A 19,559-nucleotide genomic window follows, 5' to 3' on the forward strand; every position below is an offset into this window, starting at 1 on the left:
TTGGTTTTTCTTCAAAATAAACAACTTTTAATTTTTTAACATGTCTTTTTTTTTAGTTCTCTACGCATGACTTTTGCTAGAGGACATACTTTTGTTTTATAAATATCTGTGATTTTAAATTGAGTAGGATCAACTTTATTTCCAGCTCCCGTACTTGAAATAATGGGAATATTGTGTTCTTGGGCTTTTAAAACAAGCTCGATTTTCGCAGAAACTGTATCAACTGCATCAATAATATAATCATAATCTTCAAATGAAAAATCATTTGCATTTTCAGGTAAAAAGAAGCATTGATGTGTGTGAACGTTTACTTTTGGATTGATTTGTAACATTCTTTCTTTCATAACATCTGTTTTATATTTACCAACAGTATCGAAAGTAGCGATTATTTGACGATTTATATTGGTAAGGCAAATTTTATCATCATCAATTAAATCAAAAGAGCCAATGCCACTTCTTACAGGGGCTTCACAAACGTACCCGCCAACACCATCTAGACCAAAAATGGCTACATGGTTATTTTGAAGTTTATTCATGGCTTCTTTTCCATATAATAATTGTGTTCTTGAAAATTGGTTTAACATAGTTCTTCCTTAATTATAGTAAAATACTATGAAATATTGTAATCATTTATATGATGAAGTCAATATTTTTTGTTGACTTTAAAAAAATATTTTTGTAGAATAACACTCGGCTTTAAATTAAATATTTGGTATCTATTGGAAACGCACACTCCCTGAGTGATAACGAACAACACAATTCATTATCATAAGGAGGTTTTTTATGCCGAAAACAAAATTTCAAGAAATTATTTTTACAATTATGATGGTTTTCATGATGGTCTATTTTATGATTTGTTACAACATTGCTCTAAATGTTGGAAGTATGACAAATCAAGTGTTTTTAGATGCTTTTCATGAATTAGTGATTATGGGACCTATTGCCTTTATTTTAGATTTCTTTATTATTGGATACTTAGCTAAAAAGAAAGCATTTCAAATCGTTAACTTAGAAAAAGATAATCCTTTTCATTTAGTTATCGCAATTTCCATTGTTTCAATTATTTTAATGTGTCCTTGTATGTCACTTGTAGCAACGCTTTTATTTAAAAATGCAGGAAGTCAAATCATTGCGATTTGGTTACAAACAACAGTAATGAATTTCCCAATGGCATTTTTCTTACAATTATGTTTTGCTGGGCCAATCGTTAGATTTGTCTTTGGAAAAATTTTTAATGAAAATAGAGCTTAGTCTCTATTTTTTTATTTTACAAAGAAAAAGAGTTTCGCTAAAATAAAAGAAGATAAGGGGGATTTTAAATTGAAACTAACAATGCTTGGAACAGGGAATGCACTGGTTACAAAGTGCTATAATACGTGCTTTATCATTGAAAATGAAAATGATTATTTTATGGTGGATGCCGGTGGGGGAAATACGGTATTAAATCAACTTGAAAAAGCAAAAATCAATTGGAAAGAGATAAAACATATTTTTGTAACGCATAAGCATATTGATCATTTGCTTGGTATGATTTGGATGATTCGTCTTATTTGTCAAAATATGGCAGCAGATAAATATGAAGGAGAAGCATACATTTATGGCCATCAAGAAGTGATTGAGATGTTAGAAACGATAGCTCGAATGCTTTTACAAAGTAAACAAACAAAATTTATCAATGATCGTTTGCATCTTGTTGTTGTACATGATGGTGAAGTAAAAGAAATCATTGGTAAGAAAGTTACTTTTTTTGATATTCAATCAACAAAAGCTAAACAATTTGGTTTTATGATGGAATTGGATCAAGATAGAAAATTAACATGTTGTGGGGATGAACCTTATAATGAAGAAAATGAAAAATATGCTTTAAAGAGTGATTATTTATTACATGAAGCTTTTTGCTTGTATGATCAAGTAGATATTTTTCATCCTTATGAAAAACATCATTCAACAGTTAAAGATGCGTGTCAACTTGCTCAAAAATTAGCTGTTAAAAATATTATTCTTTATCATAGTGAAGATCAAAATATTAAAAATCGTAAGGAACTTTATACAAAAGAAGGGAAAGATTATTTTGATGGAAATATTTATGTTCCAAATGATTTAGAAGTAATTGAATTATAGAAAGGAGATTTATATGCTTATTGTTAATCAAATAGAAAACACCCATTTTTCAAAAACAGAAAGAGAAATTGTTGATTATATTATTGATCAAGGGATGAATATTGAAAAAATGTCAGCTAATGAAATTGCTAGAAATACCTTTACAAGTGCACCTTTATTGGTAAGAATTGCTAAGAAATTAGGGTATAGTGGTTTTAATGAGTTTAAGAGTGCGTATTTAAAAGAACTTGCGTATATGTTAGAAGAAACCGACGTAGATGCTTCTATTCCGTTTTTGTTGAGTGATGATTTGATGACAATTAGTAAAAACATTGCGTTATTAGAAAAAGAAACTATTCAAGATACAGAACAATTGAATCATCACGATGAATTACAACATGCAATCTCATTATTAGAAAAAACTAAGAAAATAGATGTCTATGGTGTTTTAGATAATATTTTACTCGCAAAACATTTTCAAACATTGATGATGGATATTGGTAAAGATGTTCAAGTTATTGATCAGGTAACAGGACAAAAAAGAAGTGCGTGCTTAGCTGATGAAACTCATTGTGCCATTATCATTTCTTATTCCGGTCAAACTGAAGAAATGTTGGAAGTGGCAGAAATTTATCATAAAAGACAAATACCTTTTATTTCTATTACCTGTATGGCAGAAAATTCTCTTTCTAGATTGGCAGACGCACATCTTTACCTTTCTTCAAGAGAAATGTTACATATTAAAATAGGGGACTTTGCTTCAACAACTTCATTAAAATATCTTTTTGATGTTTTATATGCAGGAATTTTTTCTAAAAATTACAAAAAGAACTTAGAAACAAAAATTGTGGTGGCTTCGTATGTGGATGATCGTCAAAGTGAAGATGAATATATAAATGAAAAATAGGTCGAGCGACCTATTTTTTTAATGCTTTATTTTTTAAATCATTTACGTATTCCATTTGATGTTCTGCGTTTTCACGAAGTTCTTTTTCCATTTTTTCAACAGTAGAATGTTTAACAGCTTGAATTTCATCTTCTTTTCCATAAATCGCTTCATAAGCTTCTTTAGCGTTATGTTGTAAGGCATGACGCATTTGATGTAATTCTTCTAATTTCTTTTCATGTTCTTTGATTTCGTTATCAACAGATTTATACATTTCTTCAATTGTTAATTGCTTTTTAGTGTCATCATCGTGTTGAATGTCTTGACCGTCCTTAAAATATTTTCTTAAAGATTCTTTTGCTTGTTCATTAATTTCATTGATACTCATATTTTATTCCCTCTTTCTTACTACACCCGTATATTAGAATAAAAAATAAAAGAGATAAAGCTTTTACAACACACTTTGAATTCCATTAACAAAACTAAAAAAATGTAAGTGCTTTAAATGTTAATGATATTAACATTGACATCGAAGTTAGTCTATGCTAATTTCTTTTTAGGAGATGATTATGAATGAAGAAAAAATAAAATGTTTATTATTAATAAATGAAAATAAAAAAATAACTGTAACAGCGTTAGCTAAAAAAATGAATGTTTCAAAAGCAACAATGTCACGTATGGTTTCTTCTTTTTACGAGGAAGGGTATACCCTTGAACAAGGTAAATGTTTGCTTTCTAAAAAAGGAAAGAATTATATTGAAGAAACAAAAAGAAAAATAAAAAATTTAACTTATTGGTTACAAAAAACAAGTCGTTTAAATGAAGAAGAAGCACACCAAGAAGCCATCAAACTTTTTACAACACTCAATAAAGAAACAATTGAACGTATATGTAGTCGTATTCATTTTAATCAAGTTTTTGATCAACTTGGGGATCTTGTAGAATTTTCAGGACATTATTTAGAACATCATCTAGAACCAGGTAAATATATTTTTTCTTTTACTTTATTTCATTATAAAGATGCAAATGTTCATTCGATGGCTAACTCGGGTTTTATACATCCAGCTTATCTTTTAATTGAACAACATCAAGGTTTTTTGGTCTTTCAACCTATAGAAATGAAAAAGGAATTATTAAAAGAAAGAATTACGATTTCTTCAAAACTTAAATCAATGAAATATCTTTTGAATGGTAGGGAATATGAATGTTTTGAAAAGAATGATTGTTTCTATATTCCTATCACGGATTTGAAATTCTTTTATACAAAAGAAGAAAGATTGATGCAAACATCGCTTACGGTTAAATTAAAAGTTGATTTGTTAAAAGGACATATGCCAGAAAATCTTGCACTGTTAAAAATATTGTTTCATTAATGAAACAGTAAAAAACGTTATAAAATATTAAAGAAACAGCATTTTGTTTCATTAATGAAACAAATCAAATGCTTGTTTTTTTATTATAGAAAGATATGATGATTATAGTTAGATATAGCTAACTATAGGAGGAAACATGAAAATATTATTGATTATATTTGGAATTATATCATTTGTATTAGGGGCTATTGGTATTATTTTACCAATACTACCAACAACACCGTTTTTACTTTTAAGTGCCTTTTTGTTTTCAAAAAGTTCAGATAGATTTCATCAGTATTTAATTCAAACAAAATTGTATCAAAAATATATCAATGAAATGGTTATTGAAAGAAAAACAACACGTAAAAAAAGAAATCAATCCTTGTTTACAGTAACACTTGTTTTTTTTATTGCGATACTCATTACACCAGTAAGAATTGGGAAAATATGTTTATTAATTATGATGAGTATTCATCATTTTATCATGTTAAAGAAAGTGGAAATTGTCAATGAATAAAATCGATCAAAAAAGAGAAAATGAAAAAAGAATATTAAAAGTGATGGTTGATATTTATCAAAGAAAACATCCTCAAGAAAGTAAGATGTGTGAAGATCTTTATAAGTACGCTTGTTTGCGTATTGATAAATGTCCGTTTATGGAAACTAAAACTTTTTGTAGTGGGTGCAAGGTTCATTGTTATCAAAAAGAATATCGAGGTCAGGTAAAAGCAGTCATGCGTTTTTCTGGAAAGTACATGCTTTTTTATCATCCAATTCTAACCATCAAGCATGGCTGGCTTTCACTTAAAGAAAGGAAAAGAAAAGATGTTTAATAAAAGATTATTGAAAACTTTTAAAACGGAGATGAAAAATGTCTATAGATTAGTAGGCGTTCAATGGCTGATTTTAATATGTAATATTTTACTTACATTTTTACATAGTTATGTTTTATCTTGCCTTTATTTAAAAAAATCATTTTCACTTACTTTTTATTTATTAAGTGTGGCTTGTTTATTTGCTTTAAAATGCTTTTTACAAACAATACAAAATAAACAAGCGCTATCTTTAAGTGAAATGATTAAAACAAAATTAAGAAAAAGTGTTTTTGATAAAATATATCATCAAAAACAGACAACTGTTTTTAAAGAATCAACGCTTACTCAACTTACAAGTGAGGGAATTGATCAGTTAGAAATCTATTTTTCTAAATATATGCCTCAGTTTTTTTATGCTATGTTGGCACCTCTTACTTTATTTGTTATTGTTGGTTTTATGTCTTTAAAAGTAGCTTTTATTTTACTTTTATGTGTCCCACTTATTCCTGTTTCTATTGTTGTTGTACAAAAGATAGCTAAAAGATTGTTAGTAAGGTATTGGAATAGTTATACAGGATTGGCAGATTCTTTTTTAGAAAATCTACAAGGACTCACTACTTTGAAATATTATCAAAGTGATTTGAATTATCAAGATAAAATGGACAAAGAAGCAGAAGATTTTAGAAAGAAAACCATGCGCGTTTTAATTATGCAACTTAATTCGATTAGTGTGATGGATTTAGTGGCTTATGGTGGCTTTGGTTTAGGTGTTATTTTGGGTTTACAAGAATATTTAAATCAACATATTACTTTTATGATGTTTATTTTTATTGTAATGATTTCTATTGAATTCTTCTTACCTTTAAGAATGCTTGGGAGTTATTTCCATATTGGACAAAATGGAAATGCGGCAGCAGATAAAATTTTTAAACTGTTGGATAGTCCTAATGATATTCAAGAAAGCTATCAAAAATCAATTTCAACCTTAAGTTTTGAAGAGGTCACTTTTGGTTATGATGAAAAAACAATTTTAAAAGATATTTCGTTTTCTTTATCAAAAGGAACATTTTTAACGATTGTAGGAAAGTCGGGTTCAGGAAAAAGTACGATTGCGTCACTTCTAATGAATTTATATCCGATTCAAAAAGGTCAAATTCTTTATAATCGAGAAACGATTCCATTAACGATGACACTTTATCAAAAAATGACCTTGATTAAGGATGAAACATATATTTTAAAAGGAACAGTCTATAATCATCTTGCAATGTCAGGGTGTCTTGATCAAGAAAAAATGATTAATGTTTTAAAAGAAGTTAGACTTTTTGAAGTTTTTGAAAATCAAGGAGGTTTGAATTTTCAACTCAATGAAGGAGCTAAAAATTTATCAGGAGGTCAAAGACAAAGATTAGCGTTAGCTAGAGGACTATTATATGAAAGCGATGTTTATATTTTTGATGAAGCAACAAATAATGTTGATCGTGAAAGTGAAGAAATTATATTAAAAATCATGGAGCGTTTAGCGAAGAATAAAATCGTTATTTTTATTACACATCGTATGGCTCATTGTAAAAAAAGTCAACTTACATTTGTTTTAAAAGAAGGAAGATTGATTCAACAAGGAAGCTATGATGAATTATTTAATCAAGATAATTTATTTAAAGAACTTGTAGAAAATCAAAGGAACTTAGAAAGGATTATTGAAAATGAAAAATAAAATAAAATTAATTGTTTCTTTATTAAAATTAGTGCGTCCTTTTTTAACATTTATGTTACTGGCTATTATTCTAGGTGTGTTAGGACATCTAACGGCAACTTTTATTACCATTTTTATTATCCTTGCTTTTTGTAAAGTGATTACTTTTTCACTAGCCGTTAAATTGATTATTATTTGTGCTTTTTCAAGAGGAATTCTTAGATATATTGAACAAGCATGCAACCACTATATTGCCTTTAAAGTATTGGCTCACATTCGTCATTTAGTCTTTGAAAAACTGAGAGAATTGGCTCCTGCTAAATTAGAAAATGAAGACAAAGGAAATATCATTGCGATGTTGACAAGTGATGTTGAACTCTTAGAAGTTTTCTTCGCTCATACCATTTCACCAGTGATGATTGCCTTTATTTATAGTATTGTCATGATTTGTTTTATCGGTCATTATCATCTTAGTTTTGGAATTTTTTCTTTTATTTGTTATAGCATCATGGGAATTTTGATTCCCTATACAACGTATAAATTGAGTCAAAAGGATGGAAGTAATTATCGTCTTTTATTTGCTAATTATAATACTTTTGTTTTGGAAACAGTCTTAGGAAAAAGAGAAATTATACAATTTAGTCAACAAGAAACACGCTTTGAACAAATGAAAAAACATCAAAATGATTTAACACAAACACATCAAAAATTAATTGATCATCAAAGTTTTCAACAAATACTTTCTGATGGACTTATTATTTTATCTATCGTTGTTTCTATTTTATTGATTAAAAATAATGTTTCTAAAGAATTGTTGATTCCAATGATGGCTCTATCATCTTCTTTTGGACCAACGATTGCCCTAGCAAACCTGGCAAATAATTTAAATCAAGTATTTCCTTGTGCTAGACGTATTTTAGATTTATTAGAGGAAAAACCATTACTTAAAGAAATTACAGACAAAAATACAACTTTAAATTTACCAATCGAAGTAAAGAATCTTTCATTTCATTATCCAAATACTTCTACGGAAGTTTTACATAAAATCAATTATACATTTGAATTTGGTAAAACCTATGGATTACTTGGAAAAAGTGGATGTGGAAAATCAACATTATTAAAATTATTAATGCATATTTATCAAGGTGAGGGAGATATTTTATTTAATAATGAATCGATTGAAGAAATCAACAGTCAAACTCTAAAAGAAAATATAAGCTATGTTGATCAAGAAACATTTTTATTTAAAGATACTTTATATCATAATATCACCTTGTTAAATCCAAATTATCAACAAGAAGAGGTTATTAAAGCGTGTAAACAAGCACAGATTCATGGTTTTATTATGTCTTTACCACAAGGCTATCAAACTATTTATGATGAAAATATTTCAGGAGGACAGAAACAAAAAATTGGGTTAGCACGTGCTTTTTTAAGAAAAACACCAATTCTTTTATTAGATGAACCGACAAGTCGTATTGATAGTTTAAATGAAGCCGCATTATTAGAAAGTTTAAAACAAATTAAAGATGAAAAGCTTATTATTATTGTAAGCCATCGAAAATCTTCTCTTGCTTTATGTGATGAAATTATTGAAATAGAGCAAGGAATGATAAAAAAATAGAAATGAAATAAAAAATTATTTATTTTTTTAGAAAATATCGTATAATGTAAAAAAGAATGGAGGATTTTAAGATGAAAGAATTTTTTAAAAGTAAAGAATTATGGACATTTGTAGGAGGAGCAGTTACTGCTGTTGTCACTTCAAAGTTCGCTAAAAGCAATAAAGCAAGAGAATTAGCTGTTAAAGGATTAGCTAGTGGAATGCAAGTAAAAGATAACGTAGAAGCAACTGTTACTTCTATTAAAGAAGATGCTCAAGATGTCTATGCTGAAGCAGTAGAAAAAAGTAAGGCACAATAATGATGAGTAATTTTAAAATAGTTCATGAAATCGATGGAAGATTACGTGTTCGTTTTGGACAATATGCTTTTACAAATGAACAAGCAACTATTTTAAAAAGCGATTTTTTAAAACTTGAATATGTAAGATATGTAGAAGCACATTATAAAAATGGAAGTCTTCTATTGGTTTACGATGAAAATTATAAAAATGAAGTATTTGGTTATTTAAAAAGTTATGATTTAAGTACTTTACAAAATAGAGAAATTCCTGAAAATTGTTCTCAAAATTTACAAGTACTTGATCAAAGCTTTAAACATGAATTAATTAAAATTTTTGCTAAGAGATATGCTGTTAAGCTCTTTTTACCAAATGTTGTTGGTAAAGGAATTGCCATCTATAAAGCACTTGCTTATTTTAAAGCGGGGATTGCTTCACTTGGAAATAAACGTATTGATGTTCCAGTTTTAGATGCAACAAGTATAGGGGTATCTTTATTACGCAAAGAATTTAATACAGCAAGCAATATTATGTTGATGCTTAAAATTTCTGAATTATTAGAAGATTACACACGTCAAAAAGTCACTTTACAATTAGGTGATAGCTTGATGAATAAATTTGATAAAGTTTGGATTTATAAAGATGGACAAGAACAAGAAATTGCGATGTCTGATTTAAAACAAGGACAAACTGTTATTGTTCAAACAGGAAGCATGGTTCCTATTGATGGGGAAATCATTGATGGTGAAGCCATGGTTAATGAATCAAGTTTTACAGGTGAACCATTAAGCAAACGTGTGACATTAAATGATACGGTTTATGCAGGAACGTTAATTGAAGAAGGAAAGATTTTTGTTAAAGTTAGAAACTTACAAGATGAAAGTCGTATTGCTAAAATTATTGATATGATTGATACTAATGAATCATTAAAAGCATCCATTCAATCAAAAGCAGAGCATATGGCTGATGCCATTGTTCCATATAGTTTCTTAGGATTCTTTGGTGTTTGGGCATTTACAAGAAATCTCACAAGAGCTACTGCTCTTTTATTGGTGGATTATTCTTGTGCGATTCGTTTATCAACATCAATTTCAGTGATTTCAGCAATGCAAGAAGCCTCAATGCATAATGTTTTAGTTAAAGGTGGAAAACATTTAGAAAGCATGAAGGATGCAAATGTGATTGTTTTTGATAAAACAGGAACTTTAACACATGCCAAACCTGTTGTACTAGATGTCGTTCCTTTACAAGATTATACAAGAGAAGAAGTTTTAAAAATTGCGGCTTGTCTAGAAGAACATTTCCCACATAGTGTGGCTAATGCAATCGTTCATCAAGCAGAAATTGAAAATTTAAAACATCGTGAAGAACATGCAGAAGTGAAATATGTGATTGCTCATGGTATTTCGACAAGCTTAAATGGTGAAGATGTTATTATTGGAAGCAGTCATTTTGTCTTTGAAGATGAAGGTGTAGAAATGACACAAGAAATTAAAGATTTGATTTCTTCACTTGAAAGTAAAGGTTCAAGTTCCCTTATTTATCTAGCCATTGCTAAAAAGCTTGCAGGTATTATTAGTATTTATGATCCTTTAAAACCAGAAGCAAAAGAAGTTGTTCAAGAACTTCGTGATATTGGTTTTGATAAAGTTATTATGCTTACCGGGGATAGTCCTAACTGTGCAAAAACAATTGCGAAACAATTAAATTTAGATGATTTTAGAGCAGGAGTTTTACCAGAAGATAAAGCAAGTTATATTGAAAGCCTAAAAAAAGAAGGAAATACTGTTGTTATGGTAGGTGATGGTATTAATGATACACCAGCCTTATCCATGGCAGATGTTTCTATTTCACTTCAAGATAGCTCTGATATTGCTCGAGAACTTGCAGATATTACACTAGTATCAAATTCATTAAATGATATCGTTGCTTTAAGAATGATTTCAGAAGGTTTATTTAAACGTATCCATAGCCAATATCGTTTGATTGTTGGTTTAAATACATCCTTTATCGTCTTAGGAGCATTAGGTCTACTTACACCACAAATGCTGGCAATGCTTCATAATGGAAGTACATTCTTAATTGCTTCAGGATCAACACGTTCATTATTACATTAGAAACAGAATTTTTCTGTTTCTTTTTTCTTTTTTTGAAAGTTAATTGAAGTTAAGAAAGTGCTTTATTATACTGAATAAAAAAGAGGAGATAGAATATGGCAATAAAAGTAATAATTATGGATATTGATGGGACTTTAGTTAATGATGAAAAAGTCATTACACCACTTACTAAAGAGACCCTTTTAAAAGCACAAGAAAAAGGAGTACGTTTGATTTTAGCTTCAGGAAGACCAACAAGTGGATTATTGAAACTTGCTGAAGAATTGGATATGAGAAATCACCATGGTTTATTTGTATGCTTCAATGGTTCAAAAGTGGTTGATTGCCAAAGTCATGAAACACTTTATAACCATGCGATTTCTGTAGAAGATAGTAAAGCAATCTTAGAACATCTAAAGAATTTTAAAGCAAGACCAATGTTTGATAAAGATGAATACATGTATGTCAATGATGTTTTTGATAATACAATTACTTATAAAGGAAAACCATTTAATGTTATGCAATATGAATCAAGAGGAAATAACTACATCTTATGTGAAAAAAGAGATTTAGCGGCTTTTGTTGATTTTGAAATCAATAAAATTCTTACATTTGGTGATCCAGATTATTTACAAGCGCATTATAAGGAAATGATGGAACCATTCAAAGATCGTTTAAATTGTATGTTTACATCTGATTTCTATTTTGAATTTACTGCAAAAGGTGTTGATAAAGCCAAAGCTTTAGATACTGTTTTAATTCCTATGGGTTATAAAAAAGAAGAAATGATGGCTTTTGGGGATGCTCAAAATGATAAATCAATGGTGGAATATGTTGGTTTAGGTGTAGCGATGGGAAATGCTTCTGATGAGTTAAAGGCAGTGGCTAATGAAATTACAGATACAAATAATAATGATGGTATTGCTAAAGCTATTATGAAACATATTGAGTTATAAAAACGGAGAAATCCGTTTTTTTTCTTTGAGATACTTGAAAAAAGAGAAAAGTGATAGTATTCTATATGTGGTTAGGTTAGGCTAACTATGGGAGGAGTAGTATGTTTTTATCAATCAAGGATCTAAAAAAAAGCTTTGGTGAAGATGAATATAAAACAGAAGTTTTAAAAGGTATTGATTTTGAAATTGAAAAAGGTGAAATTTGTGTTTTACTTGGTCCTTCAGGTTCTGGAAAATCAACACTTCTAAATATTATTGGAGGAATCGATCAACCAGATAGTGGCACGATTATGATTCAAGGGAAAACAATTTCAACATTAAAAGAAAAGGATCTAACAAATTATCGTCGTAAGCATTTGGGATATGTTTTTCAAATGTATAATTTGATTTCACATTTAAATGTTGAACAAAATATTGATGTAGGAAAATATTTAAGTAAAAATCCATTAGATAAAGAAGAACTCTTACAAACACTAGGGTTAAAAGAACATCGTTATAAACAACCAAATCAATTATCTGGTGGACAACAACAAAGAACATCAATAGGACGTGCAATCATCAAAAATCCAGATTTATTACTTTGTGATGAACCAACAGGAGCTTTAGATTATCATACATCAAAAGATATTTTACAATTGATTGAAGATGTTAATAAAAAATATGGTAACACAATTATTATTGTAACGCATAATGATGCGATTAAAGACATGGCTGATCGTGTGATTTATTTGCATGATGGACGTATTCGTGAAAATATTAAAAACACACATAAAATTCCAGCAAAGGATTTGAATTGGTAAAATGAAGAATCCATTATTTAAAAGATTACCATATATTTTAAAAGATGAAATTGCGAAATATTTAATTATATTTTTATTTATGGCAGGGTCTATTGGCCTTATTTCAGGGTTTTTAGTTGCTGATGGCTCAATGATCAAAGCTTATAATGACAGTTTTGATAAATACAATATTGAAGATGGACATTTTCGTTTAAATGATTCTCTATCAAAAGAAAATAAAAAGGCTTTAGAAAAAGAAGGTGTCACAATTTATGATCTTAATTACATTGAAGAAGAAGTAGAATCTACAAGTACAATTCGTCTCTTTAAACCAAGAAACAAAGTCAATCAAGTATGTATTATGGAAGGAAAACTTCCTCAAAGTAAAAATGAAATAGCGATTGATCGTATGTATGCCGATAATAATAATTACCAAGTAGGCCAAACCATCAAAGTAGGTAAAAAGAAGTTAAAAATTACGGGACTCGTCGCTTTATCGGATTATAGTGCTCTTTTTTCAAAAAATAGTGATCTAATGTTTGATTCTGTTAAATTTGGTGTGGGCATTATTTCTAAAGAGGAATTTAAAAGTTTTAAAGACGCTAAAATCTATTATAACTATGCTTGGACATATAATGAAGTTGTTGATAATGAAGTTAATGCCAGTAATGATTTTTTAAATGTACTTGTTAGAAATGTTTCAGGTATTGACGATTATATTCCTCAATATGCTAACCAAGCTATTCACTTTACAGGTGATGATATGGGTGGTGATGAGGCAATGATGACGGTTTTACTTTATATCATTATTGGAATTCTTGCCTTTGTCTTTGCAATCACTACTAAAAATACTATTGAAAGTGAAGCACCAATGATTGGAACACTTCGCGCTATGGGATATACAAAAAAAGAAATGTTGATTCAATATATGACATTACCTATTCTTGTTTCCTTAGTTGCTTGTATTGTAGGAAATATTTTAGGATATACATATTTTAAAGATGTCATGGCAGGTATGTATTATGGAAGCTATAGCTTACCAACTTATGTAACGATTTGGTCTGGGGATGCTTTCATTAAAACGACGATCATTCCATTTATTATGATGGTTTTAATTAATTATGGTATTTTAATGAAATCATTAAAATTATCACCTCTTAAATTTATGAAAAGAGATATTAAAAAAGTTAAAAAGAATAAAAAAACATTGGTTTTGCATCGTTTGGGCTTCTTTTCTCAATTTAGATTAAGTGTTATTTTAAATAATTTATCAGGCTATATTACATTATTTGTGGGTGTTTTATTCGCAATTATTTTATTAATGTTTGGAATGGATATGCATCCTGTTCTCGATCATTATCAAGATATTGTTGTTAATAATATGACTGCTAAATATCAATATATTTTAAATACACCAGAATCAGTTGATACCACAGCTATTGAACAAGTTTTTCAAACGATTCCTCAAGAATTTAGAGATAGTTTCTTAAGTTTGATTGATGATCAATATGATGAAATGTATGATAACTATAAAACTAAAACCAAAGGGGCAGAAGCTTTTTCGCTTTACTCATTAAAAACACTTCCAGAAAGTACAATAGAAGAAGATATTAGCCTCTATGGTTTACAAAATAATAGTCAATATATTCATATAAAATCATTACCAAAAAAAGGTGTTTATATTTCAAAAGATGTTGCTGATAAATATAATTTAAAAAAAGGAGATCGTATTTCTTTAAAAGAAAGCTATAAAGATTTACGTTATACTTTTGAAATTAAAGGTATTTATGATGCACCTGGTAGTATGGCACTTTATATGTCAAAGTCATATTTTAATGAAGTTTTCAACTGTCAAGATGGATACTTCAATGGTTATTTCTCTAATAAAAAAATAACAGATTTAAAAGATGACTATATCGCATCAACCATTACTCAAGATGATTTAACAAAAGTATCAAGACAATTAAATGTTTCAATGGGGGAAATGTTTTATCTGGTTGAAGGTTTTGCGATTGTCATGTTTATAATGCTTATTTATCTTCTTACAAAGATGATTATTGAAAATAATAAAGTATCGATTTCCATGGTTAAAATTCTTGGATATACATCAAAAGAAATACAAAAAATGTATGTTCATGCCACAACGATTGTTATTTTGATTTCAACGTTACTTTCTTTTGGAATCACAACATGGATCTTATCTTATGCTTTCAAAATTGTTTTTGAAGAATATGCGGGATGGCTTCCTTTCTATGTGGAAGGTAGTGTTTATATCAAGATGTTTATTATGACAATTATTTCTTATTTGTTTGTCATGATGATTCAAATGAGAAAAATCAAGAAAATCCCAATGGATGAAGCGTTGAAGAATGTTGAATAGAATTTAGGTAAAGAAGGTTGTATCTTTCATAGATGCAATCTTTTTCTATCTGTTGATGATATGGTATAATGCATTTGAAATTTAAAAATGAGGTGATGAAAATGGGTAAAGGGATAAAGTACCTTATTGTGGCCATAGCGGTTATTCTTTCAGTTATTACAGTAGGTTATCCTTTGATTTCGATTGTTTTATTGCTTGATTTAATATTATTTGTTTTATTGAAAAGAAAATAAAAAATGAGGAGAATATATGAAAAGAAATATTGGAAAGTATGTTTTATGGATTACTTTATTTTTAATAGCGGTCGTTGTATTTTGTCTTGCGATAATTTGGCTTTCACTTGCAATTATGTAAATAATAAGAAAGAAAATCTTATGTTTTTATTCGGTATAAGCTAGGGAGAAAAGTAATGAAAAATTTGGTTATAAAAATATGTGCATTCATGATTTTGATAACACTTTTTTAAGCTTTTATCAATAATATATATCATTAGATATCTTTTAGTAGCATAATGTATTCATGAAGTGCAAATCGAATAATAATGTGATCTATTCCTACAAATATCATGTTGTATTCTGTCCAAAATATCGACGTCCCGTTCTTGTAGACGGTGTGGTTGATGCCTTTTCAAATGACAATGTCATGGGTGTTGATCTTGGAATCAAATGTCCTGCTGTAAGCTATTGTCCAGATGGAAGTGTCAAGTTTTATGGAAATGGGAGAAAAAACAAATATATAAGAAGACACTACAATAATCTTAGAAAAAGATTTCAAAAAGCTAAGAAGCCAAAGGCAGTTGTTAAGATCAACAACAAAGAACAACGTATCATGAAAGATATAGATCATAAGCTAAGTCGTGAAATCGTAAATACGGCAAAAGCTCATGACGTATCAGTAATCAAATTAGAGCGACTTCAAAACATACGCTTTGCGACAAGAACAAGTCGAAAAAACAATCATAGCCTGCATACATGGTCGTTCTATAGACTTGCTACATTTATAGAATACAAAGCAAAACTTGCAGGTATAGAAGTTGAGTATGTAGATCCAGCGTATACAAGTCAGATCTGTCCAATATGTGGAAGTGTTCATCATGCAAATGACAGAAATTATACGTGCAGATGCGGATTTCATACACATAGGGATCTGCTAGGAGCAATAAATATATGCAACTCAACTGAGTATATTGGTAATAGATATACTGCCTAGAGAACTATAGGTTCTGCTCTAGGAGGGGTAATGGAATACCCTATCTTGCACTGCGACCTATCAGAAATGAACTGGTCAGCCAACAATTTTGGCAGGTAGCAAGAATCCCCTGTCTTTAGACATGGGGAGTGTCAAAGGATGTCATCAACAAAATAAATTATATTCATTTGAAACAAAGAAAATAGATGATCAAGTTATTTTGATTTAAAAAAACACTTCAAAAAAACCAATTGATCTATCATTAAAAAATCAAAAAATAAAATGTTTACCGGTAAATAAAGAAACTGCTTTTATCTTTAAAAAAGAGGAATTTAAAGATACTTATTATGACGAAATAGAAGTAAAAGAAAATACCCAATATCAAGAGTATAATAAGTTTGATATCGATCGTATAACTGATATTTCTTTACAACAATTAAATGAATGCATTAAGAAAACAAAAAATGATAAAAAGAAATGTTATGGGGAAGTTATTGTTTTCTTTTACCAAAATAAATCTCTTGTAGATATTCAAAACATATTTTTTATTTTAAAGGGAAAAGAAAAAGTAATCACTTTTGAAAGTTCAAAAATATGGGATGATACAAAGATAATAGAAAATATATATGTAAAAAATTAGTTTGAAATCAGAGGCTTTTATGGAAATATGTAATGGTGTTGATTATTTAGATCAAGTAAAAGAATTAATTATAGAATATACAAAACGTTTAGGACGGGATTTATCTTTTCAAAATATTGATGAGGAATTAGAAAATCTAGCAAAAAAATATACAGCTCCTGAAGGAGAACTTTTAGTAGCTGTAGAAAAGAAAAAGGTGATAGGAATGGTTGCTTATCATCGCCATTCAAAGAGTCGTTGTGAAATGAAACGTTTGTATGTAAAACTAGAATATAGAGAAAATAAATTAGGTAAAAAGCTTGTTTTAGAAATTATAGACCATGCTAAAAAAGCGGGATATAAGGAAATGGTGTTGGATACGATTATTCCTTTACAATCAGCAATTTATCTTTATAAAAAGGTAGGATTTGTTGAATGTGAGGCGTATTATCATAATCCAATGGATGATGTATTGTATTTTAAAAAGATACTTTAAGTTATTAGAAAACTAATAGCTTTTTTTATGATAAATTATTTATAGGAAAGAAAAATATGGATATAAATAATAAGGAATACTCTATTTTTAATGATTTATCTCCCAAAATGTTTACTTTTCTCCCAAAATACATATATAATTGGGAGAAAGAATATTAAACTTGGGAAAAAAGGAGCAGATAATATGCGGAAGTTTGATTATAATTTTTTAAAAAATCGTACATGGGATAACGAAATTTTATCATATGTTGCTAAAATTCATGAGTATAAAGGGAAACAAGAATTTTATATTCGTTCAAAACCTGTAGAATTAGAAAGATTGATTGAAATTGCAAAAGTTCAAAGTACAGAAGCATCAAACCGTATTGAAGGAATTATCACAACGCGATCACGTCTTCAACAATTAATGAAGGATAAAACAACTCCTAAAAATAGAGATGAAAAAGAAATTTTAGGATATCGAAATGTATTAAATCTCATTCATACAAATTACGAATATATTCCTTTTCAATCAAATTATATACTTCAGCTTCATAGAGATTTATTGAAATATACAGAACATTCCTACGGGGGAAAATATAAAACAACACCTAATGAAATTGATGCAGTATTACCTAATGGTGAGAAAATTATGCTTTTTAAACCTTTAGATCCATATGAAACTCCTGAAGCAATAGAAAGTATATGTCATAGTTATCAAATAGCTCTAGAGGAAGAATTTGTTGATCCGCTTATTTTGATACCATGTGTTATTTTAGATTTTTTATGTGTTCATCCTTTTAGTGATGGAAATGGGCGTATGAGTCGATTATTAACATTATTACTTTTGTATAAAAATGATTATGTTATTGGAAAATACATAAGTATTGAAAAGGAAATTGCAGATACGAAGGAATCATGTTATCAAGCATTGTCTTTATCGGATGATAGGTGGCGTATTGCTGAAAATGATCCTAAGCCATTTATTAAATATATGTTGGGTATTATTCTCAAATGTTATCGCGAATTCGAAAAACGTCTTACGATAAGTGAAAAAAGTGGAGCTAAAAGCACAGCGTATGATATTGTTAAAAATTTTGCTTTAGATACAATAGGTACATTTACAAAAAGAGATGTGATGGAATCATGTCCAAGTTTAGGAAGTTCTTCTGTTGAATTAGCATTAAAGAAATTAGTAGAAGATAAAACAATAAAACGGATAGGAAAAGGACGTGCTTCTAAATATGTTCGTTTTGATGCATGCTAAAATAAAAGTTATATATAAAAAACGGTTATTTTTGAAGTAACCGTTTTTTATAAGACTATTATTTTAATTTTACTATTTCATCTTGATCTAAATATTCTTCGATATAACCACAATTTTCACAAATATAAAATGTGATCAAAGCACTCTTGTTTTTAGTGAAAAAATGTGCAGCTTGTGCAATATTTCCGGCTGCATTAGAGTGAAATGTATCTTTGATTTGAATAATTTTTTGATGATGACATTTTGGATATTTTCCATTTAATTTCATGATTTTCTCCTTCTGTTATTATCTATATTATATATTATTTATAATAAATTATATATGTCTTTTTGACTATCTTTTTATATCTTCTTAAATGTCCGCAAAGCCTTATTTTATCGGCTCTACGGGCATTTTTCTTTTGTGGTAAACCTCACATATCTAGGTCTATCTTCTTATATTTTCGCTATCAAGCGTGGTTAAAATCGTGGTAAATACTTCTTATGCGATTAGACGCTGAACCTCTGATTTTGCGGTATCTATGGACGCATGAGCATACCAGTTCATTGTGATACTGATATTTGAATGCCCCATGATATACTGTAAATCTTTCGGGTTCATGTTCTTGCTTGCCAGCCTTGTGCAGAATGTATGGCGTAGTGTATGCGGTGTGATATGTGGCAAGGGATTGTCTTTGTGGTGCTTGTTGTATTTCTTTACCATACGGACAAAAAGCATATTGTAATCAATGGCAACTTTGGGCTTGCCTTTATGATTGACAAATAGAAAGTTGCCCCGTCCGTCTATCACAAATGGTTTTGCCTTTGGGCGTTTCTTCATAACCCGTTGAAATGCTTGCATCGTTTCTCTACTTAATGGCACTTGCCTTGTTCCGCTTTTTGTCTTAGGCGTTTCAATATAATAACCCTGTTCCTTGCTCTTTAGTAACTGGTGGTCGATAACCACAACCTCATGGATAAAATCAACGTCCATGATTGTCAGTCCGCACAGTTTGATGTTAGTATAAAAACTGTACAAGTTAAATAGAAGAATTAAACATCATTTGGTA

At 29.1% G+C, this 19,559-nt stretch carries 20 protein-coding genes and 1 pseudogene; 17 read left to right on the top strand and 4 right to left on the bottom strand.

Annotated elements, in window-relative coordinates; all coding sequences use genetic code 11:
- Window positions 1–35: 35 nt before the first annotated feature.
- Window positions 36–584 carry a tRNA threonylcarbamoyladenosine dehydratase gene (locus C7U55_RS01575; RefSeq protein WP_239985136.1) on the bottom strand — a complete coding sequence of 183 codons (549 nt, stop codon included), beginning with the start codon at window positions 582–584 and terminating at the stop codon, window positions 36–38.
- A gap of 199 nt (window positions 585–783) precedes the next feature.
- Here C7U55_RS01575 and C7U55_RS01580 point away from each other — a divergent pair, with 199 nt between their 5' ends.
- From C7U55_RS01580 to C7U55_RS01590, 3 genes are all read left to right on the top strand, one after another.
- Window positions 784–1,251, top strand: coding sequence for a DUF2798 domain-containing protein (locus C7U55_RS01580; protein ID WP_106987047.1), 468 nt, complete (start codon window positions 784–786; stop codon window positions 1,249–1,251).
- Window positions 1,252–1,320: 69 nt separating this feature from the next.
- A complete protein-coding gene (locus C7U55_RS01585) occupies window positions 1,321–2,121 on the top strand; it encodes an MBL fold metallo-hydrolase (protein WP_106987048.1) in 801 nt (266 codons plus the stop codon).
- 13 nt (window positions 2,122–2,134) lie between these two features.
- Window positions 2,135–3,007, top strand: a complete 873-nt coding sequence (locus tag C7U55_RS01590; protein ID WP_106987049.1) for a MurR/RpiR family transcriptional regulator — start codon at window positions 2,135–2,137, stop codon at window positions 3,005–3,007.
- A gap of 10 nt (window positions 3,008–3,017) precedes the next feature.
- Here C7U55_RS01590 and C7U55_RS01595 read toward each other — a convergent pair whose 3' ends face one another.
- Window positions 3,018–3,374 (bottom strand): hypothetical protein, encoded by a 357-nt coding sequence (locus C7U55_RS01595; RefSeq protein WP_106987050.1) that lies wholly within the window; start codon window positions 3,372–3,374, stop codon window positions 3,018–3,020.
- Window positions 3,375–3,555: 181 nt separating this feature from the next.
- Here C7U55_RS01595 and C7U55_RS01600 point away from each other — a divergent pair, with 181 nt between their 5' ends.
- The 14 genes from C7U55_RS01600 to C7U55_RS01660 all read left to right on the top strand — a co-directional run bounded on the left by C7U55_RS01600 (window position 3,556) and on the right by C7U55_RS01660 (window position 18,510).
- Window positions 3,556–4,359 carry a metal-dependent transcriptional regulator gene (locus tag C7U55_RS01600; protein ID WP_162297388.1) on the top strand — a complete coding sequence of 268 codons (804 nt, stop codon included), beginning with the start codon at window positions 3,556–3,558 and terminating at the stop codon, window positions 4,357–4,359.
- Window positions 4,360–4,495: 136 nt separating this feature from the next.
- A complete protein-coding gene (locus C7U55_RS01605; protein WP_106987052.1) occupies window positions 4,496–4,858 on the top strand; it encodes a YbaN family protein in 363 nt (120 codons plus the stop codon).
- Window positions 4,851–5,174, top strand: coding sequence for a nitrous oxide-stimulated promoter family protein (locus C7U55_RS01610; protein WP_106987092.1), 324 nt, complete (start codon window positions 4,851–4,853; stop codon window positions 5,172–5,174). The genes C7U55_RS01605 and C7U55_RS01610 overlap by 8 nt, the downstream gene beginning before the upstream one ends.
- Window positions 5,167–6,870 carry an ABC transporter ATP-binding protein/permease gene (locus C7U55_RS01615; RefSeq protein WP_162297389.1) on the top strand — a complete coding sequence of 568 codons (1,704 nt, stop codon included), beginning with the start codon at window positions 5,167–5,169 and terminating at the stop codon, window positions 6,868–6,870. The genes C7U55_RS01610 and C7U55_RS01615 overlap by 8 nt, the downstream gene beginning before the upstream one ends.
- Window positions 6,860–8,473 (top strand): amino acid ABC transporter ATP-binding/permease protein, encoded by a 1,614-nt coding sequence (locus C7U55_RS01620; RefSeq protein WP_106987054.1) that lies wholly within the window; start codon window positions 6,860–6,862, stop codon window positions 8,471–8,473. Before C7U55_RS01615 ends, C7U55_RS01620 begins: the two co-directional genes overlap by 11 nt.
- Before the next feature lie 71 nt (window positions 8,474–8,544).
- Window positions 8,545–8,772, top strand: coding sequence for a DUF6110 family protein (locus C7U55_RS01625; RefSeq protein ID WP_022002136.1), 228 nt, complete (start codon window positions 8,545–8,547; stop codon window positions 8,770–8,772).
- Between the two features lie 2 nt (window positions 8,773–8,774).
- On the top strand, window positions 8,775–10,868 hold the full coding sequence (locus C7U55_RS01630; RefSeq protein WP_106987093.1) for a heavy metal translocating P-type ATPase: 2,094 nt from the start codon (window positions 8,775–8,777) through the stop codon (window positions 10,866–10,868).
- Between the two features lie 95 nt (window positions 10,869–10,963).
- Window positions 10,964–11,803 (top strand): Cof-type HAD-IIB family hydrolase, encoded by an 840-nt coding sequence (locus tag C7U55_RS01635; RefSeq protein WP_106987055.1) that lies wholly within the window; start codon window positions 10,964–10,966, stop codon window positions 11,801–11,803.
- Between the two features lie 101 nt (window positions 11,804–11,904).
- Window positions 11,905–12,603 (top strand): ABC transporter ATP-binding protein, encoded by a 699-nt coding sequence (locus C7U55_RS01640; RefSeq protein ID WP_106987056.1) that lies wholly within the window; start codon window positions 11,905–11,907, stop codon window positions 12,601–12,603.
- 1 nt (window position 12,604) lies between these two features.
- Window positions 12,605–14,962, top strand: a complete 2,358-nt coding sequence (locus C7U55_RS01645; protein ID WP_106987057.1) for an ABC transporter permease — start codon at window positions 12,605–12,607, stop codon at window positions 14,960–14,962.
- Between the two features lie 101 nt (window positions 14,963–15,063).
- Window positions 15,064–15,195, top strand: coding sequence for a hypothetical protein (locus tag C7U55_RS14065; RefSeq protein ID WP_275666236.1), 132 nt, complete (start codon window positions 15,064–15,066; stop codon window positions 15,193–15,195).
- A gap of 286 nt (window positions 15,196–15,481) precedes the next feature.
- Window positions 15,482–16,171 (top strand): RNA-guided endonuclease TnpB family protein, encoded by a 690-nt coding sequence (locus tag C7U55_RS01650; RefSeq protein ID WP_204638374.1) that lies wholly within the window; start codon window positions 15,482–15,484, stop codon window positions 16,169–16,171.
- Window positions 16,172–16,809: 638 nt separating this feature from the next.
- Window positions 16,810–17,265 (top strand): GNAT family N-acetyltransferase, encoded by a 456-nt coding sequence (locus tag C7U55_RS01655; protein WP_106987058.1) that lies wholly within the window; start codon window positions 16,810–16,812, stop codon window positions 17,263–17,265.
- A 183-nt stretch (window positions 17,266–17,448) separates the two neighbouring features.
- Complete coding sequence (locus C7U55_RS01660; protein WP_106987059.1) at window positions 17,449–18,510, top strand: Fic family protein; 1,062 nt, start codon at window positions 17,449–17,451, stop codon at window positions 18,508–18,510.
- A gap of 58 nt (window positions 18,511–18,568) precedes the next feature.
- Here the strand turns inward: C7U55_RS01660 and C7U55_RS01665 are convergent, their stop codons facing one another.
- Window positions 18,569–18,778, bottom strand: a complete 210-nt coding sequence (locus C7U55_RS01665; RefSeq protein WP_106987060.1) for a hypothetical protein — start codon at window positions 18,776–18,778, stop codon at window positions 18,569–18,571.
- 213 nt (window positions 18,779–18,991) lie between these two features.
- Window positions 18,992–19,504 (bottom strand): annotated as a pseudogene (locus C7U55_RS01675) (site-specific integrase); the annotation flags it as partial.
- Window positions 19,505–19,559: the final 55 nt, after the last annotated feature.

This window comes from Faecalibacillus faecis (assembly GCF_003024675.1).
Taxonomy (GTDB): Bacteria; Bacillota_I; Bacilli_A; order Erysipelotrichales; family Coprobacillaceae; genus Faecalibacillus; species Faecalibacillus faecis.

What these genes read in the sequence shown, in the direction of transcription:
- C7U55_RS01575 (WP_239985136.1), bottom strand. Translation starts at nt 584, where the DNA reads ATGTTAAACCAATTTTCAAGAACACAATTATTATATGGAAAAGAAGCC.
- C7U55_RS01580 (WP_106987047.1), top strand. Translation starts at nt 784, where the DNA reads ATGCCGAAAACAAAATTTCAAGAAATTATTTTTACAATTATGATGGTT.
- C7U55_RS01590 (WP_106987049.1), top strand. Translation starts at nt 2,135, where the DNA reads ATGCTTATTGTTAATCAAATAGAAAACACCCATTTTTCAAAAACAGAA.
- C7U55_RS01595 (WP_106987050.1), bottom strand. Translation starts at nt 3,374, where the DNA reads ATGAGTATCAATGAAATTAATGAACAAGCAAAAGAATCTTTAAGAAAA.
- C7U55_RS01600 (WP_162297388.1), top strand. Translation starts at nt 3,556, where the DNA reads ATGAATGAAGAAAAAATAAAATGTTTATTATTAATAAATGAAAATAAA.
- C7U55_RS01605 (WP_106987052.1), top strand. Translation starts at nt 4,496, where the DNA reads ATGAAAATATTATTGATTATATTTGGAATTATATCATTTGTATTAGGG.
- C7U55_RS01610 (WP_106987092.1), top strand. Translation starts at nt 4,851, where the DNA reads ATGAATAAAATCGATCAAAAAAGAGAAAATGAAAAAAGAATATTAAAA.
- C7U55_RS01615 (WP_162297389.1), top strand. Translation starts at nt 5,167, where the DNA reads ATGTTTAATAAAAGATTATTGAAAACTTTTAAAACGGAGATGAAAAAT.
- C7U55_RS01620 (WP_106987054.1), top strand. Translation starts at nt 6,860, where the DNA reads ATGAAAAATAAAATAAAATTAATTGTTTCTTTATTAAAATTAGTGCGT.
- C7U55_RS01625 (WP_022002136.1), top strand. Translation starts at nt 8,545, where the DNA reads ATGAAAGAATTTTTTAAAAGTAAAGAATTATGGACATTTGTAGGAGGA.
- C7U55_RS01630 (WP_106987093.1), top strand. Translation starts at nt 8,775, where the DNA reads ATGAGTAATTTTAAAATAGTTCATGAAATCGATGGAAGATTACGTGTT.
- C7U55_RS01635 (WP_106987055.1), top strand. Translation starts at nt 10,964, where the DNA reads ATGGCAATAAAAGTAATAATTATGGATATTGATGGGACTTTAGTTAAT.
- C7U55_RS01640 (WP_106987056.1), top strand. Translation starts at nt 11,905, where the DNA reads ATGTTTTTATCAATCAAGGATCTAAAAAAAAGCTTTGGTGAAGATGAA.
- C7U55_RS01645 (WP_106987057.1), top strand. Translation starts at nt 12,605, where the DNA reads ATGAAGAATCCATTATTTAAAAGATTACCATATATTTTAAAAGATGAA.
- C7U55_RS14065 (WP_275666236.1), top strand. Translation starts at nt 15,064, where the DNA reads ATGGGTAAAGGGATAAAGTACCTTATTGTGGCCATAGCGGTTATTCTT.
- C7U55_RS01650 (WP_204638374.1), top strand. Translation starts at nt 15,482, where the DNA reads ATGAAGTGCAAATCGAATAATAATGTGATCTATTCCTACAAATATCAT.
- C7U55_RS01655 (WP_106987058.1), top strand. Translation starts at nt 16,810, where the DNA reads ATGGAAATATGTAATGGTGTTGATTATTTAGATCAAGTAAAAGAATTA.
- C7U55_RS01660 (WP_106987059.1), top strand. Translation starts at nt 17,449, where the DNA reads ATGCGGAAGTTTGATTATAATTTTTTAAAAAATCGTACATGGGATAAC.
- C7U55_RS01665 (WP_106987060.1), bottom strand. Translation starts at nt 18,778, where the DNA reads ATGAAATTAAATGGAAAATATCCAAAATGTCATCATCAAAAAATTATT.